Annotated in this window: 21 protein-coding genes; 12 read left to right on the top strand and 9 right to left on the bottom strand. The window is 64.7% G+C overall.

The window, feature by feature from the left end; all coding sequences use genetic code 11:
- The 3 genes from ASG57_RS34900 to flaF form a co-directional block, all read left to right on the top strand.
- Positions 1-1,161 (top strand): DUF1522 domain-containing protein (locus ASG57_RS34900; protein ID WP_156402908.1); only part of this gene is annotated, 1,161 nt, incomplete at its 5' end.
- Positions 1,162-1,380: 219 nt separating this feature from the next.
- On the top strand, positions 1,381-3,669 hold the full coding sequence (locus tag ASG57_RS34895) for a DUF1522 domain-containing protein (protein ID WP_024341038.1): 2,289 nt from the start codon (positions 1,381-1,383) through the stop codon (positions 3,667-3,669).
- Between the two features lie 294 nt (positions 3,670-3,963).
- Positions 3,964-4,332 (top strand): flagellar biosynthesis regulator FlaF, encoded by a 369-nt coding sequence (flaF, locus tag ASG57_RS34890; protein ID WP_024341037.1) that lies wholly within the window; start codon positions 3,964-3,966, stop codon positions 4,330-4,332.
- Positions 4,333-4,454: 122 nt separating this feature from the next.
- On the opposite strand, the gene ASG57_RS34885 is transcribed toward flaF, so the two are convergent.
- From ASG57_RS34885 to ASG57_RS34870, 4 genes are all read right to left on the bottom strand, one after another.
- Positions 4,455-4,811: a hypothetical protein gene (locus ASG57_RS34885; RefSeq protein ID WP_024341036.1), complete on the bottom strand. Its 357-nt coding sequence runs from the start codon at positions 4,809-4,811 to the stop codon at positions 4,455-4,457.
- 157 nt (positions 4,812-4,968) lie between these two features.
- On the bottom strand, positions 4,969-5,466 hold the full coding sequence (locus tag ASG57_RS34880; protein WP_024341035.1) for a hypothetical protein: 498 nt from the start codon (positions 5,464-5,466) through the stop codon (positions 4,969-4,971).
- An 11-nt stretch (positions 5,467-5,477) separates the two neighbouring features.
- The gene (gene flgJ, locus ASG57_RS34875) at positions 5,478-5,846 is read right to left on the bottom strand and encodes a flagellar assembly peptidoglycan hydrolase FlgJ (RefSeq protein ID WP_024341034.1); all 369 of its coding nucleotides are present in this window, start codon (positions 5,844-5,846) and stop codon (positions 5,478-5,480) included.
- Complete coding sequence (locus ASG57_RS34870; protein ID WP_024341033.1) at positions 5,846-6,970, bottom strand: flagellar basal body P-ring protein FlgI; 1,125 nt, start codon at positions 6,968-6,970, stop codon at positions 5,846-5,848. The genes flgJ and ASG57_RS34870 overlap by 1 nt, the downstream gene beginning before the upstream one ends.
- A 284-nt stretch (positions 6,971-7,254) precedes the next feature.
- Between ASG57_RS34870 and ASG57_RS34865 the strand changes: the two genes are divergently transcribed.
- Entirely contained in the window at positions 7,255-7,668 is a 414-nt protein-coding gene (locus ASG57_RS34865; RefSeq protein ID WP_057199084.1) for a flagellar assembly protein FliX, read from the top strand.
- A gap of 25 nt (positions 7,669-7,693) precedes the next feature.
- Here the strand turns inward: ASG57_RS34865 and ASG57_RS34860 are convergent, their stop codons facing one another.
- A complete protein-coding gene (locus ASG57_RS34860) occupies positions 7,694-8,065 on the bottom strand; it encodes a winged helix-turn-helix transcriptional regulator (protein WP_027552655.1) in 372 nt (123 codons plus the stop codon).
- 163 nt (positions 8,066-8,228) lie between these two features.
- Here ASG57_RS34860 and ASG57_RS34855 point away from each other — a divergent pair, with 163 nt between their 5' ends.
- The 3 genes from ASG57_RS34855 (at position 8,229) to ASG57_RS34845 (ending at position 10,668) form a co-directional block, all read left to right on the top strand.
- The gene (locus ASG57_RS34855) at positions 8,229-8,840 is read left to right on the top strand and encodes an NAD(P)-dependent oxidoreductase (protein WP_024341030.1); all 612 of its coding nucleotides are present in this window, start codon (positions 8,229-8,231) and stop codon (positions 8,838-8,840) included.
- 217 nt (positions 8,841-9,057) lie between these two features.
- The gene (gene dksA, locus ASG57_RS34850; protein ID WP_085966600.1) at positions 9,058-9,423 is read left to right on the top strand and encodes an RNA polymerase-binding protein DksA; all 366 of its coding nucleotides are present in this window, start codon (positions 9,058-9,060) and stop codon (positions 9,421-9,423) included.
- A gap of 465 nt (positions 9,424-9,888) precedes the next feature.
- On the top strand, positions 9,889-10,668 hold the full coding sequence (locus tag ASG57_RS34845; protein ID WP_024341028.1) for a 2-keto-4-pentenoate hydratase: 780 nt from the start codon (positions 9,889-9,891) through the stop codon (positions 10,666-10,668).
- A gap of 280 nt (positions 10,669-10,948) precedes the next feature.
- Here the strand turns inward: ASG57_RS34845 and flgH are convergent, their stop codons facing one another.
- From flgH to flgF, 4 genes are read right to left on the bottom strand one after another with little or no spacing between them, the layout of a single operon-like run.
- Positions 10,949-11,713: a flagellar basal body L-ring protein FlgH gene (flgH, locus tag ASG57_RS34840; RefSeq protein ID WP_024341027.1), complete on the bottom strand. Its 765-nt coding sequence runs from the start codon at positions 11,711-11,713 to the stop codon at positions 10,949-10,951.
- Between the two features lie 3 nt (positions 11,714-11,716).
- Entirely contained in the window at positions 11,717-12,847 is a 1,131-nt protein-coding gene (gene flgA / locus ASG57_RS34835; RefSeq protein ID WP_057199106.1) for a flagellar basal body P-ring formation chaperone FlgA, read from the bottom strand.
- A 10-nt stretch (positions 12,848-12,857) separates the two neighbouring features.
- The gene (gene flgG, locus ASG57_RS34830) at positions 12,858-13,646 is read right to left on the bottom strand and encodes a flagellar basal-body rod protein FlgG (RefSeq protein WP_024341025.1); all 789 of its coding nucleotides are present in this window, start codon (positions 13,644-13,646) and stop codon (positions 12,858-12,860) included.
- A gap of 16 nt (positions 13,647-13,662) precedes the next feature.
- The gene (gene flgF / locus ASG57_RS34825; protein WP_024341024.1) at positions 13,663-14,424 is read right to left on the bottom strand and encodes a flagellar basal-body rod protein FlgF; all 762 of its coding nucleotides are present in this window, start codon (positions 14,422-14,424) and stop codon (positions 13,663-13,665) included.
- Between the two features lie 385 nt (positions 14,425-14,809).
- Between flgF and fliL the strand changes: the two genes are divergently transcribed.
- The 5 genes from fliL to ASG57_RS34800 all read left to right on the top strand — a co-directional run bounded on the left by fliL (position 14,810) and on the right by ASG57_RS34800 (position 21,556).
- A complete protein-coding gene (fliL, locus tag ASG57_RS34820) occupies positions 14,810-15,307 on the top strand; it encodes a flagellar basal body-associated protein FliL (RefSeq protein ID WP_024341023.1) in 498 nt (165 codons plus the stop codon).
- 19 nt (positions 15,308-15,326) lie between these two features.
- On the top strand, positions 15,327-16,529 hold the full coding sequence (gene fliM, locus ASG57_RS34815) for a flagellar motor switch protein FliM (protein WP_024341022.1): 1,203 nt from the start codon (positions 15,327-15,329) through the stop codon (positions 16,527-16,529).
- Positions 16,526-16,972: a DUF6468 domain-containing protein gene (locus ASG57_RS34810; RefSeq protein ID WP_024341021.1), complete on the top strand. Its 447-nt coding sequence runs from the start codon at positions 16,526-16,528 to the stop codon at positions 16,970-16,972. Before fliM ends, ASG57_RS34810 begins: the two co-directional genes overlap by 4 nt.
- A gap of 9 nt (positions 16,973-16,981) precedes the next feature.
- The gene (locus tag ASG57_RS34805; RefSeq protein WP_024341020.1) at positions 16,982-17,746 is read left to right on the top strand and encodes a MotE family protein; all 765 of its coding nucleotides are present in this window, start codon (positions 16,982-16,984) and stop codon (positions 17,744-17,746) included.
- A gap of 102 nt (positions 17,747-17,848) precedes the next feature.
- Positions 17,849-21,556 (top strand): tetratricopeptide repeat protein, encoded by a 3,708-nt coding sequence (locus ASG57_RS34800; RefSeq protein WP_057199083.1) that lies wholly within the window; start codon positions 17,849-17,851, stop codon positions 21,554-21,556.
- Positions 21,557-21,744 lie beyond the last annotated feature (188 nt).

Raw genomic sequence — 21,744 nt, 5'->3', positions numbered from 1 at the left:
GGTGCTCCGGCCGTTCCCACCGGCTACGGCGCGAGCGGTGCGGTCGTCACCGACGGCGRCGGCAATTCGACTGTCTATCTGCAGGCCGGCACGGTTGCCGACGTGCTGAACGCGATCGACCTTGCCACCGGCGTGCAGACCGCGACCATCGCAGCCAACGGCACCGCGACGTTTGCGGCCGCCTCGGGGCAGTCGAAGTCGACGATTAACTCGTCAGGCCAGCTCAAGATCTCGACCGGCGTCAACGCCGACCTGTCGATCACCGGCACCGGCAATGCCCTGAACGTGTTCGGTCTCGCCGGCAATACCGGCAACGCGACCGCCTTCACTGCGGCACGCACCTCCGGCATCGGCGGCATCGCCGGCAAGACGCTGACCTTCACCTCCTTCAACGGTGGCACGGCGGTTGACGTGACCTTCGGCGACGGCACCAACGGCACGGTCAAGACGCTCGATCAGCTCAACACCAAGCTGCAGGCCAACAACCTGGCTGCGACGATCGACGCCAACGGCCTGCTCACGATCACGGCGTCCAATGATTACGCATCCTCGACTCTCGGCTCGACGGCGGCCGGCGGAGCGATCGGCGGCACGCTGACCTCGGCCCTGACCTTCTCGACGGCGTCCACGCCCGTCCAGGATGGCGTCGCCCAGACGGCACGTGCTAATCTGGTCTCTCAGTTCAACAACATCCTGAACCAGATCGACACGACCGCGCAGGACTCCTCGTTCAACGGCGTCAACCTCTTGAACGGCGACCAGCTCAAGCTGGTGTTCGACGAGACCGCCAAGTCGAGCCTGAACATTACGGGCGTGACCTACAACTCCAAGGGTCTCGGCCTCGCCTCGCTGACGGTTGGCGTCGACTTCATCGACAACGCCGCCGCCAACCGGGTGCTGACCAACCTCAACGCCGCCTCGAGCACGCTGCGCTCGCAGGCCTCGAGCCTCGGCTCGAACCTCTCGGTGGTGCAGATCCGTCAGGACTTCAACAAGAACCTGATCAACGTGCTCCAGACCGGCTCGTCCAACCTGACTTTGGCCGACACCAACGTCGAGGCGGCCAACAGCCAGGCACTGTCGACCCGCCAGTCGATCGCGGTCTCCGCCCTGTCGCTGGCCAACACGTCGCAGCAGAGCGTGCTCCAGCTGCTTCGCTAATAAGTAGCGGAAATCACTGATTAAAATTGAGTGGCGGGGCCTATTGCCCCGCCGCTTTTTCTTTGCGTCCGCGGGCAGGAAGGGGCGTTCATCGGCGGTTAACCCTATCCCTTAAACCGTCGTTAACCATACTTTAAAGGACACCTCCTAAAACTGGACAAAAGGCCCGCTTTCCAGTCCGCGGCCGATTCGTATCCGGTTGAAGAGGAAGACTCGCCAATGTCCAACATCGTTCTCTCGGCGTCCGTTCGCCAGAACCTGTTGTCGCTGCAGTCGACGGCCGACTTGCTGGCCACGACGCAGGAGCGGCTGGCGACCGGCAAGAAGGTCAATACGGCGCTCGACAATCCCACCAACTTCTTCACGGCGCAGGGGCTGGACAACCGGGCGAGCGACATCAGCAACCTGCTCGACGGCATCAACAACGGTGTGCAGGTGCTCCAGGCCGCCAACACCGGCATTACCTCGCTGCAGAAGCTGATCGACAGCGCGAAATCGATCGCCAACCAGGCGCTGCAGACCACAGTCGGCTATTCCACGAAATCGAACGTCTCGACCACCATTCCCGGCGCGACCCCGGCGGATCTGCGCGGCACGACATCCTATGCGAGCGCGACCGCCAACAGCAACGTGCTCTACACCGGTGCACCCGGCGGTGTGACGCCGGTGACGGCGGCCGCCGCACTCGGTGCATCACTGGGCTCGACTGCGGGCACGTTGACCGGCTCTGCCGTCAACGCGGCCGACGGCACCACTGCTCTGACCGGCACCGCCACCCTGATCGGCTCCACGCCAGCCAGCACGCTCGGCTCGTCGCCAGCCGACGGAGATTCGATCACGGTCAACGGCAAGACCATCACCTTCCGGACCGGCGCGGCGCCTGCGACGCAGCCGACCGGGTGGGGCCTGGATGCCACCGGCCACATCGCCACCGACGGCAACGGCAATTCGATCATCTACATGGGGACGGGGGCTGCGCCCACCGGCACCGTCAACGACCTGCTGAGCGCGATCGACCTGGCGAGCGGCGTCAAGAGCGCGACGATCAGCGCCGGCGCTGCGACCATCGCCGTCAGCGGTGCGGCTGGTCCCGTCGGCACGCTTCAGGTGGCATCGTCCATCACGGGCGGCCAGGTGACGCTGAAGAGCTCGACCGGCGCCGATCTGAGCGTGACCGGAAAGGCCGACTTCCTCAAGGCGCTCGGTCTGACGGCTGCAACGGGCGCTGGCAATGCCAACGTCACCGCGGCCCGGTCGACCACCGCAGGTTCGCTCGGTACCCTTGTCAAGGACGGCTCGACGCTGAACATCGACGGCCACACCATCACCTTCAAGAACGCGCAAACGCCGCAATCGGCGACGAGCGTGACGTCCGGCGGCGTCAGCGGCAACATCGTGACCGACGGCAACGGCAACTCGACGGTCTACATTCAGAGCGCGACGCTGACCGATCTGCTCAACGCCATCGACCTCGCGACCGGCGTCAAGACCGCAAGCATCTTCAACGGCGCGGCGACGCTGTCGACCACTTCGGGCCAGATCCCGTCGTCGGTCAACAGCAGCGGTCAGCTCGCGCTGTCCACCGGCGTCAATGCCGATCTCTCGATCACCGGCACCGGCAATGCGCTTAGTGCATTCGGCCTCAGCGGCAACACCGGAACGGCGACGGCATTTACCGCGGCCCGCACCTCAGGCGTCGGCGGCATCAGCGGCAAGACGCTGACCTTCACCTCGTTCAACGGCGGCACACCGGTGAACGTCACCTTCGGCGACGGCACCAACGGCACGGTCAAGACGCTGGACCAGCTCAACGCGCAGCTGCAGGCCAACCATCTGACGGCGACGATCGATGCCAACGGCGTGCTCACGGTGACCACTGTCAACGAATATGCCTCCTCGACGCTCGGCTCGACGCTCGCCGGCGGCGCAGTCGGCGGCACGATCACCGGCGTTCTGGCCTTCACGACCGCGCAGCCGCCGGTCCAGGATCCCGTGGCGCAGACCGCGCGCTCCAACCTGGTCAACCAGTTCAACAACATTCTCGCCCAGATCGACACGACATCGCAGGACTCCTCCTTCAACGGGGTCAACCTGCTCAACGGCGACACTCTGAAGCTCGTCTTCAACGAGACCGGCAGCTCCACGCTGAGCATCAACGGCGTGGTGTTCAACGCTGCGGGCCTCGGCCTGAGCAATCTCGTCAACGGCGTCGACTTCATCGACAACGGCGCCACCAACCGGGTGCTGGCCAGCCTGAATGCGGCCTCGAGCACGCTACGTTCGGAAGGCTCGACGCTCGGTTCGAATCTGTCGATCGTGCAGGTGCGTCAGGACTTCTCGAAGAACCTGATCAATGTGCTGCAGACCGGCTCGGCCAACCTGACTCTGGCCGACACCAATGAGGAAGCGGCGAACAGCCAGGCGCTCTCGACCCGCCAGTCGATCGCCGTCTCCGCTCTGTCGCTGGCCAACCAGTCGCAGCAGAGCGTGCTGCAGCTGCTCCGCTAGTTCGCGAGCGCAAGTTCGTCATCGGAGAATTCGCGGCGGAGCTAACGCTCCGCCTTTCTTTTGAAGGAGAACGCTAAGACAGGATTAGCTGAGATCGCCACGCATCGCGCCAAGCGAATTTACATCGTGCGTGCGTGCAGCTAGCGTTGCGCTGACGAAGAACTCCGCGCCCCGTAATTGTCCGGAGTACTTCCAAAGCACACACGTAAGCAAATCTTAAGCGGTGCTGCCTAGGGTTGGGAAAGAAATCCTTAAGCGCGTACAACGCGCTAGGTAACGTCCAGGGTGTGATTGATGTCGAATTCCGCTGCCTCGGCCTATGCGCGTGTTGCAACGACCACCGCATCTCCTCGGGACATCGAGGCGCAGACCCTGCTTAAGGCCGCCAACAAGCTTCAGGATGCGATCAACAGTGCCGATCCGTTCAGCGAGCAGACCACGCAGGCCCTGATGTTCAACCGCAAGCTCTGGACTATCTTCCTGAGCGAAGCGATGCGTGACACCAATCCGCAGCCGATCGACGTCCGGCAGAAGATCGCCAACATCAGCGTGTTCGTGCTGAGCCAGACCGCTGCGCTCCAGATGAGCCCGCAGTTCGATCACTTCCGCCCGCTGATCGAAATCAACCGCAATATCGCTGCAGGTCTGTCGGGACGGCCGTGACGGAGAGATGGCGTGGTCGAGCATTTGCCGACTGCGCACGAAGGCTCACGCTGACGTATGCCGGCGAGGGTACCGATCAATGACATCGTCACCGGTCTTTGCCGCCAACTTGCAGATGTTGATCAGGCGCTGACGTCCGTGCTGAGCGGGCGCGCGGGCTCGGACTGCCTATCCAAGGCATGGAAATAGGCCCGCCGGCGCAGCATTGCTTCGTCGGGAAACTGATTGACGACCGCGTCGGTCTTCTCGTTGACAACCTGAAAGACGAATGATGCAGCTGCCTGGTCGAACACGACCTGGCGTGAGACGTTCTCATGGGGCAGATCATTGCGCACGGGCGCGCTCGTATCGGCCGCGGCGACGGTCTTGCTGACCGGCAGATCAGTTTGCACGGCCTCGTTCGCCGCCGCGTTGGACGTCGTTACGATCTGCGCGGGGGCCGGGATCCCCACCGGCCGGATGCTGAAATCTGTACTCATGGCAGCCTCCTGGTTGCCTAACGTGAGTCAAATCCCAACCCCTCTAATGACGCAAGCATGGAACACCAGGACTGAACGGCCGGTAAGGAAACGTAGCTAACCGCGGGACGCCATGGCCGCGCGGTTTTTCATAAAATTGTTGCTTGTTCTTGTGCGCTCAGAGGGAGCGGCTGACTGCAAGCGGGGTGATGTGACGCGGGCCCGGAGTGGCGCTGCGCCCGGCGGCCGTATAGGTGTTCGGCACGTTGCGCTTCTGGATCTCGGCATTGACGCCGCGCACGACGCTCTCGGAGACCGCGTGCGCCGTTGCGAGCACGGTGAGATTGACCTGGAGCATCGCTCGGAACGCATCGTGATGGCGGTGCAGCGTCGACAGCAGCTCGGGCGCGGATTTCGCGAGCTGGGCCTGGTTGGCTTTCAACTGGCCGACCGCTCCGACGTAGTTTCGCGACAGCTCCTGCTTCTTGCTCTCGAGCGTCATCGCCTCGCGAACCTTGCCGGCGCGAACGAGCTCGGTCTCGCGCTCGATCAGTCCGAGCAGGGCGCTCATCGCATCCATCAGGTTTTCGGCGACCTTGCGTGCTTCCGTGCTGCCGGCCGCGGCAGTCGGGCGTTGCGCTTGCATCGGCTGGCGTGAGGCGTTGAAATGGTTCATCTCGTTTGACCTTATGCCGTGCGGATCGTTTTCGCCTGCTGCAGGATGAGGGTCCGGTAGACGTCGGTCGCGACGCCGACGCCGCCGGCCTGGGCGAAGTTCTTGGAATATTGCTCGGTCAGCATCGAGCGCCATACGCCGGTGCCGGGTGTGTCGCCGAACGGGCCTTCGCCCTTAAGGCCCGAGGTCATCTGCGAGAACATGCTGTTGAGGAACATCGCCTCGAAGTCGGTGGCGATCTTCTGCGCCTTTGCCTGTTGCTGCGGCGAGACCTTCTGGAGGGCGGCGGCGAGTTCGAAATCAGGCCGCCCGTTGCGGCTCTCCACCGAGAAGGCCGAAGCGTTGGGGAGGCGCGGGGTATTGATGGCGGAGGCTTGCATCACATCACCTCGATGTCGGCTTCGATGGCGCCGGCGGCCTTGATCGCCTGCAGGATGCTGATCATGTCGCGGGGACCGATACCGAGGCCGTTGAGGCCGTCGACGAGCTGCTGCAGCGAGACGCCGTCCTTGACCAGCGCCAGCTTCTTGCCGTCCTCGGTGACGGTGACACTGCTGCGCGGTGCGACCACGGTGCGGCCGCGCGAGAGCGGGTTGGGTTGGCTGACCTGCGGGCTCTCGGAGATGGTGACGGTGAGGTTGCCCTGGGCCACCGCAACGGTGGCGACGCGAACGTCGCGGCCCATCACGATGATGCCGCTGCGCTCGTCGATGATGATCTTGGCGGCGAGATCGGGTTCGACCTGGAGCTGCTCGATTTCGGTGAGAAAGGCGACGACGTTGCCCTTGAACTCGGGCGGGACCGACAGCTGCACCGTCGACGGGTCGATCGGCTCGGCGGCCTTGACGCCGAGATAATCATTGACCGCAGCCGCAATGCGCTTGGCGGTGGTGAAGTCGGCATTGCGCAGCGCAAGGCGCACGTTCGGCAGCCGATTGAGCGCGAACTCGATCTCGCGCTCGATGATGGCGCCGTTGGCGATCCGCCCAACCGTCGGCACGCCGCGCACGATCTTGGCCGCCTCGCCCTCGGCCTGGAAGCCGGAGATCGCGAGCGAGCCCTGCGCCACTGCATAGACGTTGCCGTCGGCGCCGAGGAGAGGGGTGACGAGCAGGGTGCCGCCCTGGAGATTCTTGGCATCGCCGAGCGCGGAGACGGTGACGTCCATGCGCGTGCCCTGCGTGGCAAAGGCCGGCAGGTTGCCTGTGACCATCACAGCGGCGACGTTGCCGGTTCGGATCGTGGCGCCGCGGATGTTGACGCCCATGCGCTCGAGCATCGCTTGCAGCGATTGCTTGGTGAAGGGGATGTTGTTGAGCGTGTCGCCGGTGCCGTTGAGACCGACGACGAGGCCATAGCCGATGAGCTGGTTTTGCCGCACACCCTCTATGTTGGCGAGATCCTTGATACGCGAGGTCGCAGCCGCTGGCGTGACGGAGAGCGTCAGCGCTGACAGCGCGGCGCAGGCCACCCCAACAATCCTCACCCAACGAACGCCTGGCATACTCTGCTCCCCAAGGCCCCTAAGAGCGGGCTCCTCAAATCGGAAGGACCTGCACGACACTCCCATGACGAGCTGGTCCGACGCTTTCCTTGCGAGCACCGTGCCAACCGTGGCGGCAGGGATAGGTGGCTGAATAGGTTGAATAAATCTGTTTCGACCGGTGTCAGCGGTCGTTCGCCCTGAGGAGCGAAACTGCCGCCTCTCGGCAAATTCTGCCGGGCTGTTTACGCGTCGTTAACCATAAGAGGGCGAAGGTGAGGCATCGATCACCCGGATTCCTTCCGATGCGCATCTACGGACCGAACGGCACCACGCTTGGAACGCCGGCCAGCCAGACCAGGCGGATCGGCTCCGGCACCTTCGCGCTGCCCGACACCTCGTCGGCACAGGAGACGCGAAGCGCTGCCGCGCCGAAGGCCACCGCCAACATCGACGCATTGCTGGCATTGCAGGGCGTCGATGAGGATCCGATCGAGCGCCGCAAGCGCTCGGTGGCCCGCGGCAGGACCGCGCTCGACGTGCTCGACGATCTCAAGATTGGGCTGCTGTCCGGCAATCTCGATGGATCGACCGTGATGCGCCTGCGGGATGCTGCGGCTAACCTGAAATCGTCCTCGGGCGATCCTGGTCTCGATGCGGTTCTCGCCGAGATCGAGCTGCGCGTCGAGGTCGAACTGGCGAAGGCTGGGCAGGCTTAACAGCCATCCGTCACTTCGCGCAGTCTTACGCAGCTTCCTCCTTCTGCTGCGCGTCGTAGCGGCGCTGGGCGGCGAGCACATCTTTCAGGTTCTGCTCGGCCCAATCGCGCAGCGGATCGACCGCAGCTGCCAGCGTCAATCCAAGCTGCGTGATCGAATATTCCACCGTGACCGGCACCGTCGCGATGGCATGGCGCTTGATCAGGCCGTCGCGCTCGAGCGACTTGAGAACCTGGCTGAGCATCTTTTGCGAGATGCCTTCGATCGTGCGGCGCAACTGATTGAAGCGCATTGGTTCCTCGCGCAGCAGCAAGAGGATCAGCACCGCCCATTTGTCTCCGACGCGATCGAGGATCTGGCGGGTGGGGCAATTCGCTGCGTAGACGTCCGGTTTCATCATCGATCCTCGGAATGCATACGGTCGCTTGCGGGACCACCGGGAGCGTTCCGCGTCCAGGTTACCCTCGCGTAATCAGGTAAGCACAAAGTGCTCTCTTAACACCAGCATCCTTTGCGATATCTAGTTACTGGTGGTTACCACTGTTGCAATGGAGCACTTCATGAATATCGCAATCGCGGGCGCCTCGGGGCGAGCCGGGTCGGAGATCACCAAGGAGCTGTCCCGCCGCGGCCACGCCGTCACAGCCATCGCCCGCAACCCCGAGAAGATCGCGGCCCTGCCCAACGTCACGCCGATCAAGGGAGATGTGCTTGACCAGGACGGCCTTGCCAAGCTGTGGGCCGGGCATGACGTCGCTGTGAGTTCCATCCACTTCCTCGCCAGCGACGCCCTGAAGCTGATCGGTGCCGCGAAGGACTCCAAGGTCGGTCGCTACCTCGTGGTCGGCGGCGCCGGCAGTCTCGAGGTTGCCCCGGGCGTGAAGCTGGTTGCGACCCCCAATTTTCCCGCTCAGTACAAGGCCGAAGCGGAGGCGGGCTCGACCTTCCTCGACCTGCTGCGCCAGGAAAAGGACCTGAACTGGACCTTCATTTCGCCGTCGGCGCTGTTCGTCGAGGGGGAACGCACGGGCAAGTTCCGGCTCGGGACCGACCAGCTTCTCGCAGATGCGAACGGCAAGAGCTGGATCACCTTCGCCGACTACGCCATCGCCCTCGCCGACGAGATCGAACGGCCAGCCCATCCGAAGCAGCGCTTCACGGTCGGTTATTGAAGCCCTCGGCCGCCTCCAAGCCTCTCAGGGATAAACCTTCCTGTGCAAGGGCTTGGAGGCGCGAGGCGCGCCATCAGGGAAATATTGTCTGTCACGGGAGGCCACTATATAAGGCCCGGCTCAACGGACCCCGTTCCGTTCGCGAGTCGTTGCTTAAAAAGATAGGCCTCCCTTGGAAAAGTTGAAAAACTACCGACCGACCGACAAAGAGCCTTTCATGAACGACCGGCAGAAGGAGTACTTCCGCCTGAAGCTCCTTGCCTGGAAGGATGAGATCCTCAAAGAGTCCAAGCTCACCCTGCAGGCTTTGCAGGAGGAGAACGTGAACCACCCCGATCTCGCCGATCGGGCATCGTCCGAAACCGATCGCGCCATCGAGCTCCGCGCCCGCGACCGCCAGCGCAAGTTGATCGCCAAGATCGACGCCGCGCTCCAGCGCATCGAGGACAACACCTACGGCTATTGCGAGGAAACCGGGGAGCCGATCTCGTTGAAGCGGCTCGAGGCCCGCCCGATCGCGACGCTCTCGGTGGAAGCGCAGGAGCGCCACGAGAAACGCGAGAAAGTTTATCGCGACGAATAGAGCCCGAGCCGCAGCGATGCGGCTCTTTGTTTTTTGGACGAGGCGCCGTTTGGCGCCGCGATGGGCGTTTTGCCTGGCGCTCGGAAGCTGCGTACGTCAAACGGGGCGCAGCGATTGCAAAAAGTGAATCGCAATCAAGGATCTAGTCTCGACTCCTCCGAGCTCACGTGAGTTCGGATGAGAAACAGCCTTCACTTCAGGTGCGGGAAATTTTCCGAGTCGCATCAATGAGATCGAGTCGGGTCTTGAGATGCTGATCCAGCTGCATCAAGCATCGCTGCAATCACGCCTCATGCGCGTCTCGCGAGAGCCCGCGAGGCACGCGACTCCATAAAGCCTCCACCGGCTCAATTTTTCCTTAAGGGCGGGCCAGCGGTCGTCGTCCCGCGCCGAGGCGCGCTTGTCAGGGTGGAGCAGGGATGCTGAAGTGCTGCCTTGAGCTGCGTAGCGTGGGAGACGGCGCCGATGGACAGGATTCTCGAAGCCGCAAAGGCCATCGCGCTGGCGCGCCGCAATCATGCACCGCTCGCGGCGCTGGAGCACCCTCCTGCCGACGAGGCCGAGGGTTATCAGGTCCAGCGCGCGCTGCACGATCTCCTGCTGCCGCATGTCGGCCCGCTCGTTGGCTACAAGATCGGCTGCACCAGCCAGGTCATGCAGGAGTATATCGGCATCCCGCACCCCTGCGGCGGCGGCGTGTTCCAGAAGGGCGTGCATGACAGCGGCGCCAAGCTCGCGGCGTCCAGCTATGTCCGGGTCGGCGTCGAATGCGAGATTGCAGTGCGGCTCAAGCGCGACCTTGCCGCCGGCGAGGCGCCGTTCACAGCCGAATGGGTCGGCGAAGCGGTCGAGGCCTATCAGCCCGCGATCGAGATCGTCGACGATCGCTACGTAAAATGGGAGACGATGGGCGCGCCGACCTTGATCGCCGACGATTTCTTCGCCGCCGGTTGCGTGCTCGGCCCATCGGTGCCGCGCTCGTCCGTGCCGGATCTGAAGGCGGTCAAGGGACGCGCCATCGTCAACGGCGAAGAGGTGAGCCACGGCACCGGGGCCGACGTGCTCGGCCATCCCCACAATGCACTCGCCTGGCTTGCCAACCATCTCGCCGCCGAAGGCAAGGGCCTGCACGCGGGTCAACTCGTGCTGACCGGCAGCCTGGTCAAGACGCTGTGGCTGAAAGCGGGCGACAAGGTGCGGATGGAACTTGAGGGGCTCGGAACCGTCGAGGCCGAGTTTACGTGAGTGGGCGCACGGTTCTTCGACGCACGCCGGCGCTGTGAGGAGCTCTTGAGGCGAAGCATTCCAGGCTTCCGCGAAGGGATCCCGGATTTGCTACGCTCGCACTGAGCAGGTTTGGGGCATGGCGCGGCCAATGCGCCCGCCCGACTCGCTCTAAGCAGCCCCCTCACATCGCCTTGGTAAAATACATGCGGCCCTCGCCAGGGGAGCTAGCGAGGGCCGCGTAGTACACCGTCGTTCGCGCCTAGGTTCGCGAACACGATGTGGGAGCTCTTGAAGGAACTTAGAAGGGCAGCAGCACGTCCATGACCTGCTGACCGTAGCGCGGCTGCTGCACGTCCATGATCTGGCCGCGGCCGCCATAGGCGATGCGCGCCTGGGCGATCTTGCTGGAATCGATGGTGTTGTCGCTCTGGATGTCCTCGGGGCGGACGATGCCGGCGACGACGAGCTCGCGGATCTCGAAGTTGACGCGGATCTCCTGCTTGCCTTCGACCACCAGGTTGCCGTTCGGCAGCACCTGGGTCACGACGGCGGCGACGTTGGTCTGCAGCGCTTCCTGGCGGTTGACTGAGCCCTTGCCGTCAGCCGAGGACGTCGAGTCGGTTGTAAGGAGACGTCCGGGGAGAACCTTGAGCGGTTGCGTGACCGTCTGGCTGCCGATGAAGTCCGTGACCCCGGAGTCCTCCTTGCTGGTGCGGCTGCGCTGGGTCTCGTTGGACAGATTGGCCTTGTCGGTGATGTTCACGGTCACGGTCAGGAGGTCGCCGACCTGGCGGGCGCGCTGGTCCTTGAAGAAGGCGCGGCTGCCGTTGCGCCAGAGCGAGTTCGGATTGTAGGAGGCGACTTCCGGCTTCGGCATCGGCATCTGCACCGGCTTGTAGCCGGGCTGCGTCGTCGGGTTGTCGATCGCCGACAGCTTCGGCTGTTCGCCGATCTGCGACAGGCGGTCGATCGAGGAGCAGCCGCTCGCCAGGGCGCAAGTTGCAAGCAGCAAGGCAGAGATCGCGCCGCGACGAAGACGGGAAGCCGAACTGAACGTTGACATGACTTACTCTGACTTTGCTGGAGCTTGCGAGAGGCGAGCTTGCGGAATCTGGGCTTGGGCGACCTGGGCCGGATTTGCCGGCGCCTGCACAACGCTCTGCGCGAGGGCTGCGGCGGCGGGCATCTCGTCGCGCTTCAGCGAGGAGCTCTGCTCGACCGCAGGGGCCATCGGCGCGGACTGGCTGGCACCCTGGACCGTGACCTGGCCACGGGCGGTGACGACGCCGGTCAGCGTGCGCTTGGACTGCAGATTGAGCACGCTGACGGTGTCGCCCTCGGCGCCGCTCTCTGTCGCCTTGCCACGCGTGGTGAGATAGAGGCCGGGCATCTGGTAGATGATGGTGACGGCTTGGTCGCGCACCACGAAGTTGGGCCTGACGACGTCTGCGGCGCGGATCGGCGTGCCAGCCCGCATCGCTCGGCGCAATTCCATGCCGACGCTGCGGTCGCGGGACGCGGGTTCGCCGGTGACCTCGGCCTTCGGCCGGCGCTCCAGCGAAAGGTCGGAGGATTTCAGAAGCTCGGCGCGGTCGACGTCGCGGGTCAGCACGGCTACCTCCACCGTCTCGATCGCGGTGCCGGTGAAACGCAGCTTGGTCGGAGCGGGATTGCTGTCATTGGCAATCTCGAAGGCGATGTCGAAACGGCCGCTGCGTGCATCGTAGCGGGTTGCGGCCGGCAGGAGTGCCCCGGTGTTGGAGGCGTCGAGCCGCATCTCGGCGACGCTGCGATCGAACGTGACGGTGATGTTGGCGGCGTCTCCGAGGCCGAAGCGGCGCTCGAGCGCTGCGGCGACCGCGTTCTCGACGTCCTTGCTGGCGAGCGTGCGGGCGAGGCGGGTGACTTGGACCTCCTTGACGTCGCCGGTCATGACGCCGATCACCTGCTTGGCGCGCAGCACGGACAGCACTTGGGTGGCCGTCAGGGTGCCGGTGGTGCCGAGATCGGGCGAGCGGTAGACCGGGATCGACGCGGCCGATCCGGCGTTCTCGATGAGATCGCCGATGCGCACCACGTCCGAGGTGACGGTGACGCTTGCGCGCAAGGTCGGCGCGGCGATGAAGTCGTCTGCCGCTGCCGCCGGCGATGTCAGCGCGAGAAGGGCGGAGATCGTGGCGAGGGTGGCGCGGATCATCGTCATTGCCTCAGCGGAACAGCGCCGTGGTCGATTGCATCATCTGGTCGGCGGCGCTGATCACCTTGGCGTTCATTTCATAGGCGCGCTGCGCGGCGATCAGGTCGCTCATTTCCGAGACCACGTCGATATTGGCCTGCTCCAGGCTGCCCTGCGTGATCTTGCCGTAACCCTCCGAGTTGGCGGTGCCGTCCTGCGGCGGGCCGGAGGAGGGGGTCTCGATGAACTGGTTATTGCCGACGGGCTGAAGGCCCGCCTTGTTGATGAAGCGCGTGACGCCGATCTGGCCGATGATCGACGATGTCGATGAACCGGGCAGCGTCACCGAGACCTGGCCCTGCTCGCTCACGGAGATGCCCGAGGCGTTGTTCGGAATGGTGATGGTCGGCTGCACCGGGTTGCCCTGCGCAGTCACGACACGGCCCTGGTTGTCCATCTGGAACGTGCCGTCGCGGGTGTACTGGTAGGTCCCGTCCGGCATCAGGATCTTGAAGAAGCCATCGCCCGAGATCGCGAGATCGAGGTCGTTGCCGGTCTGCGACAGCGTTCCCTGCGTCATGCTGCGCGGCGTGCCGACGGTCTTGACGCCGCCGCCGATGTCGACGCCCACCGGAAGGATGGTGCCCTGGTCGGACGACTGGGCGCCGACGCGGCGGACGTGCTCGTAGATCAGGTCCTGGAACGCCGCGGTCTGCTTCTTGAAGCCGGTGGTGCGCAGGTTCGCGATGTTGTTGGAGATCACCTGAACGTTGAGTTCCTGTGCCGCCATTCCGGTCGCTGCGGTGTGAAGCGCCTGCATGTCAATTCTCCTTCAATCAGGCCGGAACGTCGGCGAGCTTGTCGATCGCCGATTTGTGGAGGTCGCTCTGCTGCTGAAGCAGGTTGGCGATGGCGGCGTAGCTGCGCATGACTTCGACCATGCGGCCCATCTCGCCGACCGCGTTCACGTTCGACTTCTCGACGTAGCCCTGGCGGACGTTGGACTTGGCATCGGCCTGCGGAACGGCGGAGCCCACATCGTAGAGATTGGCGCCAAGCTTGGTCAGCTTGGCCGGATCGTCGAACGAGGCCATGCGGATCTTGCCGCGGATCGAGTCGGTTCGTGCCGTGCCCTCGAGCACCGTGACGGTGCCGTCGGGCGCAACGTTGATGTCGTGATCGGTCGGCTGGAACGTGATCGGGCCGGCGGTGCCGAGCACGAGATTGCCGTCGGAGGTGACGAGCTGGCCGGTGCTGTTGAGCGAGAATTTGCCGTCGCGGGTGAAGCGCTCGGCGCCGTTGGCCTGCACGACGAAATAGGCGTTGCCGTCGATTGCCAGGTCGAGCGGATTGTTGCTCGGCTCCAGCGGCCCCTGGCTGATATCGCGGAAGGTGCCGCGGTCCTGGACATAGGAGACCAGCCGGTCGCGGCCGATGAAACGGTCCTCACGCGCGTTCGAGTTGAGGTGCTCCTCGAACAGCGAATGGTCGGCCTTGAAGCCGCTGGTGTTGGAATTGGCGACGTTGTTGGCGATGACGGCCATCTGCCGCTCCAACGTCATCTGCCGTGACAAGCCGATCAGAAGCGCGTTCTGCATCGGAAATCTCCCCTGAGTGGGATCTGCCATTTCGCTCTCCCAAGCGCCTTGGCGGACCCCGTGAACGAGGCCTTCAGGTTCTCCCAAACCGTCGGGTCTCGGTCCTTTCTCAGCGAAAGTCGTGCCAAACAGAAAAATTAAACAATTTCAAAGTCTTGCCAACTTTTGATGGGCGCGGGAAGGCGGCAGAAAGGTTCTGTTAGCCATGTTTGCCCGGCAGATTTTTCCTAGCGCGGGCCCAATCGAAAGATTCCGTTAACCATTATTACCGTAGCGTTTGCACATCAGAGGAGCGCATCGCGCTGGGGGCATTCGTACCGCGTCACGGTCTGCCAGGAGGCTTCGCTCTTTCGACCCCTTTGAGAGATGAACGAGCGCGGCACCCATGGCAGAGAATGAAGAAGGCGGCGCAGCCGCCGAGGGCGCGGAAGCCGCTCCGCCGAAGAACAAGCTCAAGCTGATCATCATGGCCGTCGGCCTGCTCGCCGTGCTCGGCGGCGGCGCGGCGACCTGGTTCTTCTTCTTCCGTCACGGCGAGGCCGAGCACCATGCCGAGGCCGCGCCGCCTCCGAAGCCGCCGGCCTTCGTCGACGTCCCCGACTTGATGGTCAACCTCGCCGGCTCGCCAGGCGAGCGCGTGCAATATCTGCGGCTGAAGATCGTGCTGGAGCTCAAGGAAGAAAAGCAGATCGAGGCGATCAAGCCGACGATGCCGCGCGTCACCGACATCTTCCAGACCTATGTGCGCGAACTGCGTCCCTCCGACCTCAACGGTTCCGCCGGCATCTTCCGCCTCAAGGAGGAACTGACCAAGCGCGTCAACGCGGCGGTCGCCCCGATCCAGGTCAGCGCGGTGCTGTTCAAGGAAGTCGTGGTCCAGTGAGCATGACGGACTAGGGATCATGGCGGGCAACGACCAAGTCGACCAGGATGCAATTGCCGCCCAGTGGGAGGCCTCGCTCGATTCCGAGGATCCCGCAGAGGCCGCAAAGGCTGCCGCCGAGAACGAGCTATCGGAAACCATGGCCCTGCAATGGGCGGCCATGGTCGAGGACGGCAGCCGCGATCTCGGCACCGGCAAGAACTCCGGCGAGCGGGTGCTGTCGCAGGAGGAGATCGACAATCTCCTCGGCTTCACGGTCGGCGACGTCACGCTCGACGACCATTCGGGCATTCGCGCGATCATCGATTCGGCGATGGTCTCCTACGAGCGTCTGCCGATGCTCGAAATCGTCTTCGACCGCCTGGTGCGGCTGATGACGACATCGTTGCGCAACTTCACCTCGGACAACGTCGAAGTCTCGCTCGACCGCATCACCTCGGTGCGTTTCGGCGATTACATGAACTCGATCCCGCTGCCCGCCGTCCTCACCGTGTTCAAGGCCGAGGAGTGGGAAAACTTCGGCATGGCGACGGTCGATTCCAACCTGATCTATTCGATGATCGACGTGCTGCTGGGCGGCCGCCGCGGCACCAGCCAGCTCCGGATCGAGGGCCGGCCCTACACCACGATCGAGACCGAGCTGGTCAAGCGGCTGGTCGAGGTGGTGCTGTCCGACGCCGAGCAGGCGTTCCGGCCGCTGTCTCCGGTGACGTTCACGATCGACCGCCTCGAGACCAACCCGCGTTTCGCCGCGATCAGCCGTCCCGCCAACGCCGCGATCCTGGTCCGCCTGCGCATCGACATGGAAGACCGCGGCGGCAATATCGAGCTGCTGCTGCCTTACGCGACCATCGAGCCGATCCGGGGCGTCCTGCTCCAGATGTTCATGGGCGAAAAGTTCGGCCGCGACCCGGTCTGGGAGGGCCATTTCGCCACCGAGATCGTGCAGGCCGAGATCGCCGTCGATGCCGTGCTCTATGAAGCCGACATTCCCCTCAAGCAGCTGATGCGGCTCAAGGTCGGCGACACGCTGCCGCTGGACATGCGCGCCGACGCCAACGTCACCGTGCGTTGCGGCGACGTCACGCTGACGGAGGGGCGGATGGGACGGGTCGGCGACCGAGTCGCGATCCGCGTGACGAAACCCTTGCGCAAGCCAAGCACGACACTTGCGATGTTCGAGAAGGTGGACGAGCAGAACAAGATGATGGAGGCCCCATGAACCACTCCCTGGGAATGGCGATCGAGACGCTGGTGGCTATCCTGCTCATGCTGACGATCGTCTACTGCGTCATGCTCAACAAGCGGCTGACGCGGCTGAAGGCGGACGAGCATTCGCTGAAGGCGGTGATCGGCGAACTGATCACCGCGACCGAGATCGCCGAACGCGCGATCGGCGGGCTGAAGCTCGCCGTGCGCGACGTCAACGAGAACCTGGGCAGCCAGCTCGCCGCCGCCACGCAGATGTCGGACCAGCTCTACAAGCAGCTCGGCGAAGCCGACAACGTGGTGCGCCGCTTGTCGAAGATCGCGAGCGCCGCGCGTCCGGTGACCAACCCCGAAACGGTTGCTGCGCCTGCGGCCAAGCCCTCGTCGGCAAAAGCGGTCGCGGCGGCGGCCGAAGCCTTTTCCGAGCGCAGACGATCCAACGGCCTTGCCGCATAAAGTCTGGGCATGAAGTCCTTTCGTAACATCCGAGTCATACCGGTCGTCCTGGTCGCCATCGCAGGACTCGCCACGCTGAAGGTGGCGGGTCTCGCGATCAACGGCGGCTACGTCTTCGAGTACAAGCCGAGCCAGGGCAAGAAATCCTGGGCGGAGGAGAACCTGAATTTTCCGACCGGGCGCGAGGACCCGGATATCACCGGCTCGACCCATGGCGCGCCGAAGGAAGCACCCAAGCCGGCCGCGCCCGAGACAAAGATGGAGGGTGGCACCGTCGTCAAGATCGACGAGGGCCAGCCGCAGGTCTCGGCCTCGGAACGTGCGGTCCTGGAACGGTTGCAGGCGCGGCGGCAGGAAATCGAGGCGCGCCAGCGCGAGATCGACATTCGCGAGAGCCTGCTCAAGTCGGCCGAGAAGCGCATCGAGAACAAGGTCGAGGAGATGAAGGCGGTAGAGACCCGCATCTCCGCGACCCAGGCCGAGCAGAAGGCCGCCGAAGCCCAGCGCATGAAGGGCCTCGTGACCATGTATGAGGGCATGAAGCCCAAGGACGCCGCCCGGGTGTTCGACCGGCTCGAGATGGGCGTGCTGATCGAGATCGCCTCGGCGATCGCGCCACGCAAGATGTCGGACATCCTGGGCCTGATGTCATCGGAAGCCGCCGAGCGGCTGACCGTCGAGATGGCCCGCCGTGCCAATGGTGGTGGCGAACAGTCGGCCTCGGCCGGCGAGCTGCCCAAGATCGATGGCAGGCCGACGCAAAAGCCGAATTGAGGGCTCATACTTAAGAAGTCCTTAATTGGCAAAACCTTAGAGTCGACGGCACGGGCCGGCGCCAGTGCCGGCATGACCGCCGAACCGGAAGAAATGCCGCCAATGGCGCGAGAGGCTGCCGCTGGATTTGTATCGCGAGCCCGCGCTGTCGCGCGGGGCTTGTCGCGTCATTTCCGCCGGGCGACGGTGCTGACGACCTGTGTCCTGATCGGTCTTGCGCAGCCGGCCCGGGCGGCCGATCCGATCAGGGGCGAGGCGACGTTTTCGGCCAGCGGCGGCTTTGCCCGTCTGGTCATCAAGCTCGGGGAGGATGTTCCTTCCGAGGTGACGACGGCCGGCTCCATTCTCGTCATTCGTTTCGACCGACCCGTCGATGTTCCCGTCGATCGTGTTCCGGAAGGCGCTCCCGATTACGTCAACTCCGCTCGCCGCGATCCGGACGGGGGCGCCATCCGCCTGTCGCTGGCGCGGCGCGTCACCGTCAATACCATGAATGCCGGCGAGCGCACCTTCGTCGACCTGCTGCCTGAGGGCTGGAAGGGCCCGCCGCCGAGCCTGCCCTTGGACGTGGTCAAGGAGCTCGCCGAGCGCGCACGCGTTGCCGAGCGCGCGCTGCGGGCCCAGCGCGCCGCCGCCGAGGCCAAGAAGCGTCCGCAGATCCGTGTGCGCGCCTCCGTGCAGCCGACTTTCGTGCGATTCGTGTTCGAAATGCCCGACGGCGTCGGCGTCTCCTCCGTGCTCAACGAGCAGAAGCTCACGCTGGTCTTCAATGCCAACCTGAATTTTGACCTGGCGGACGCGGTCGTCGCGGCGCCGCCGAACGTCGCCTCGATCAAGCAGAAGGCCGACATCGACCAGACCAATGTCGAGATCGCGCTGATCGGTGATTCAGACGTGCATTCCTTCCGTGACGAGAAGAATTACGTCGTCGATGTCTCCTTCCAGCCCGACAAGGGCAAGATGGCGGCGACTCCCGAGGCGGCGATCGCGCAGATGAAGCCGGGCGGTCGCACGGCCGTTCCTGCGGCCCCGCCCGAGAAGAAGGAGACAGAGCGTGAGATTGCGCCGCCGACATCCGAGACGATCGCGCGCGAGGCCAAGATCGATGTGAAGCCTGGCGTGAAGCCGGAATTGCCTGCCGCGATGCCGCCGGCTGAAGCGCCGAAGCCGGCTCCCGCGACGCAGGCTGCGCAAGCTGTAGAGGGCCCGAAGGAAGCACCAAAGCCTGCGCAGCCCGTTCCGGAGGCCGCACCGGCCAGGCCCGTCATGACCGAAGCGCCCAGAGAGGCAGTGAAGGACGCCGCCAGGGAGCCAGTCAGGGAGACTGCTAAAGCAGCCGCCGAAATCGCTCCCGCACCGCAGCCCGCGATTGCCGCCGTCGATGCGCGCCGCGACAGCGACGGCCTGCGCGTGACGTTCCCGATTCAGGTGGCGACGCCCGCGGCGGCGTTCCGCCGCGGCGACACCGTCTGGCTCGTGTTCGACTCGCCAAAGCCGATCGACGTCGAAGCGATCCGCACCAAGGGCGGCGCGATGATCGGCGAGGCCGGCCGCATCCCGCTCGAAAAGGGGCAGGCGGTCCGCATCCGCCTCACCCGCCCGCTGGTCTATTCGCTGACGAGCGAGGAGGTCGGCAAGGAGACCAACTGGCTGTTGACGCTCGCCGACAAGATCCAGGCGACGCCGCTGCCGCTGATGATGTCGCGCAACATCACCGACCCGGCGCTCGCCAATATCGCGATTCCCTTCGCCAATCCTGGCATGCTGCACAAGCTCACGGATCCCGATGCAGGCGATATGCTCTACGTCGTCACCGCGCAGCGGCCGGTGCGCGGCTTCATCAAGCGGCAGGATCTCGTCGACCTCTCGCTGCTGGAATCCGCGCACGGTATCGCAATCCGGCCGAACTCCGACGAGATCGGCGTCGAGGTCGGCGCCGACAAGGTGATCCTCGGCAAGAAGGGCGGGCTGACGCTGTCGCCGGTCGACATCTCCGCCGAGCGGGCCCCGACGGCGGTGCGGCCGGTCTTCAGCCCCGAAGGCTGGCGCAAGGGCCAGTCGGAGAATTTCTGGGACCGTCAGAACGAATTGATGATGGCGATCTCGGCCGTCGAACCGGCACTGCGTTCCCTGCCGCGGCTCGATCTTGCGCAATTCTACATGTCGCGCGCGATGTATCACGAGGCGAAGGCCGTTACCGAATTGATGCTGGCCGATCCCCTCAACAAGGAGGAGAGCGGTGCGCTGATCATGCATGCGATTGCCAGCATCCTGATCGGCCGGCCGGCGCAGGGCCTGAAGGATCTCGCCAATCCCGTGATCGGCAACAGCCACGATTCGCAGCTCTGGAAGGCGCTCGCCTATGCGCGCCAGGGCAAATGGGCGGATGCGCGCGAGAAGTTCAAGAACGTCGAATTCGCCATCGCCTCGCTGCCGCTCGACATCCAGCGCATCGTGACGATGGACGCGATGCGCGCATCGCTCGAGGTGAAAGATTATGCCGGCGCTTCCAAGCGCCGCAGCGAGCTCGAGGTGGTGGGTGTCCCGCCCGAGGCAGGGCCCGGCTTCGCGGTGCTGCGCGGGCGGCTCGCCGAGGCGCTCGGACACGACAAGGATGCGCTTGACGATTACCAACTCGCGGTCGCCTCGAGCGACCGTCCTGCTGCGGCCGAGGCCAAGCAGCTCGAGATCGCGCTGCGTCAGAAGCGCGACGAGATCGGCAAGGACGAGGCGCTGCGCGAGCTCGAGACGCTGTCGATGACGTGGCGCGGCGACGCGATCGAGGTCAGGACGCTGCAGATGCTGTCGCAGATGTATGCCGAGAGCGGGCGTTATCGGGATGCGCTCACCGCCGCGCGCACCGCGACGAGGCTCCAGCCCAACGCGGAAGCCTCGCGCCAGGCGCAGGACCTCGCATCGAATCTGTTCACGCAGCTATTCCTAGGGCCGAAGGGCGACGAATTGCCGCCCGTCGAGGCGCTCGGGATGTTCTACGAATTCCGGGAGCTGACGCCGATCGGCCGCCGCGGCGACGAGCTGATCCGTCGTCTCGCCGACCGTCTCGCCTCGATCGATCTGCTCGATCAGGCGGCCGAGCTGCTGCAATACCAGGTCGATCACCGCCTGGAGGGGGCGGCGCGCGCCCAAGTCGCCGCGCGGCTCGCCATGATCTATCTCGCCAACCGCAAGCCCGACATGGCGATCACCGCGCTGCGCGCGAGCCGCATCAGCGATCTCTCCGGCGAGCTCAGGCAGCAGCGCCTGCTCCTGGAGGCGCGCGCGCAGAGCGACGTCGGCCGTCACGATCTCGCGCTCGACATCGTCTCCAACGTCTCCGGGCGCGAAGTGCTGCGCCTCCGCTCCGACATCTTCTGGGCGGCGCGGCGCTGGCGTGAGGCCGCCGAGCAGATCGAGCTCTATTACGGCGAGCGCTTCCGCGACTTCAAGCCGCTCAACGCGGTCGAGAAGAGCGACATCATCCGCGCCGCCGTCGGTTACGCGCTCGCCGACGACTCGATCGGCCTGTCCCGCTTCCGAGAGAAATACGCGCCGCTGATGAGCGAGAGCGCCGACCGTCTCGCCTTCGACATCGCCAGCAAGCCGGCCGCGGCTTCCAGCGCCGAATTCGCCGAGATCGCGAAGCTGGCCGCCAGCGTGGATACGCTTGACGGATTCCTGCGCGAGATGAAGCAGCGCTTCCCCGACGCCACGGCGCGAGCGCCTGGCTCGCCGCAGGTCAAGGACGAGTCCGACCACACCGGCTCGCTGCCCACAATTCCGGTCGTGCGTCAGATCAAGATGACGCGTTAGGGCTGGGGTGCCGCGCAAGGTGCGGCAAGCGATGGCTCTGCAATCTCGTCATTGCGAGCGGAGCGAAGCCAGGATCGTTCCACGGGCAGCCCGGATTCGCTTCGTCGCAAGAGCTCCTCGCAATGACGGGGAGAGGTCGAGAGCTATCGTTGAGAGCGGAGAGGATGCTTCGCTGACGTCGCCCGAGC

It is taken from the genome of Bradyrhizobium sp. Leaf396 (assembly GCF_001424605.1).
In the GTDB taxonomy this organism is placed as follows: Bacteria; Pseudomonadota; Alphaproteobacteria; order Rhizobiales; family Xanthobacteraceae; genus Bradyrhizobium; species Bradyrhizobium japonicum_C.
Note: the sequence above shows the minus strand (reverse complement) of the source record. Positions and strands in the feature narration are given on the sequence as shown.

Excerpts from the sequence above, each read along its gene's own strand:
- ASG57_RS34895 (WP_024341038.1), top strand. The coding sequence starts at position 1,381 with ATGTCCAACATCGTTCTCTCGGCGTCCGTTCGCCAGAACCTGTTGTCG.
- flaF (WP_024341037.1), top strand. The coding sequence starts at position 3,964 with ATGTCGAATTCCGCTGCCTCGGCCTATGCGCGTGTTGCAACGACCACC.
- ASG57_RS34885 (WP_024341036.1), bottom strand. The coding sequence starts at position 4,811 with ATGAGTACAGATTTCAGCATCCGGCCGGTGGGGATCCCGGCCCCCGCG.
- ASG57_RS34880 (WP_024341035.1), bottom strand. The coding sequence starts at position 5,466 with ATGAACCATTTCAACGCCTCACGCCAGCCGATGCAAGCGCAACGCCCG.
- flgJ (WP_024341034.1), bottom strand. The coding sequence starts at position 5,846 with ATGCAAGCCTCCGCCATCAATACCCCGCGCCTCCCCAACGCTTCGGCC.
- ASG57_RS34870 (WP_024341033.1), bottom strand. The coding sequence starts at position 6,970 with ATGCCAGGCGTTCGTTGGGTGAGGATTGTTGGGGTGGCCTGCGCCGCG.
- ASG57_RS34865 (WP_057199084.1), top strand. The coding sequence starts at position 7,255 with ATGCGCATCTACGGACCGAACGGCACCACGCTTGGAACGCCGGCCAGC.
- ASG57_RS34860 (WP_027552655.1), bottom strand. The coding sequence starts at position 8,065 with ATGAAACCGGACGTCTACGCAGCGAATTGCCCCACCCGCCAGATCCTC.
- ASG57_RS34855 (WP_024341030.1), top strand. The coding sequence starts at position 8,229 with ATGAATATCGCAATCGCGGGCGCCTCGGGGCGAGCCGGGTCGGAGATC.
- dksA (WP_085966600.1), top strand. The coding sequence starts at position 9,058 with ATGAACGACCGGCAGAAGGAGTACTTCCGCCTGAAGCTCCTTGCCTGG.
- ASG57_RS34845 (WP_024341028.1), top strand. The coding sequence starts at position 9,889 with ATGGACAGGATTCTCGAAGCCGCAAAGGCCATCGCGCTGGCGCGCCGC.
- flgH (WP_024341027.1), bottom strand. The coding sequence starts at position 11,713 with ATGTCAACGTTCAGTTCGGCTTCCCGTCTTCGTCGCGGCGCGATCTCT.
- flgA (WP_057199106.1), bottom strand. The coding sequence starts at position 12,847 with ATGATCCGCGCCACCCTCGCCACGATCTCCGCCCTTCTCGCGCTGACA.
- flgG (WP_024341025.1), bottom strand. The coding sequence starts at position 13,646 with ATGCAGGCGCTTCACACCGCAGCGACCGGAATGGCGGCACAGGAACTC.
- flgF (WP_024341024.1), bottom strand. The coding sequence starts at position 14,424 with ATGCAGAACGCGCTTCTGATCGGCTTGTCACGGCAGATGACGTTGGAG.
- fliL (WP_024341023.1), top strand. The coding sequence starts at position 14,810 with ATGGCAGAGAATGAAGAAGGCGGCGCAGCCGCCGAGGGCGCGGAAGCC.
- fliM (WP_024341022.1), top strand. The coding sequence starts at position 15,327 with ATGGCGGGCAACGACCAAGTCGACCAGGATGCAATTGCCGCCCAGTGG.
- ASG57_RS34810 (WP_024341021.1), top strand. The coding sequence starts at position 16,526 with ATGAACCACTCCCTGGGAATGGCGATCGAGACGCTGGTGGCTATCCTG.
- ASG57_RS34805 (WP_024341020.1), top strand. The coding sequence starts at position 16,982 with ATGAAGTCCTTTCGTAACATCCGAGTCATACCGGTCGTCCTGGTCGCC.
- ASG57_RS34800 (WP_057199083.1), top strand. The coding sequence starts at position 17,849 with ATGGCGCGAGAGGCTGCCGCTGGATTTGTATCGCGAGCCCGCGCTGTC.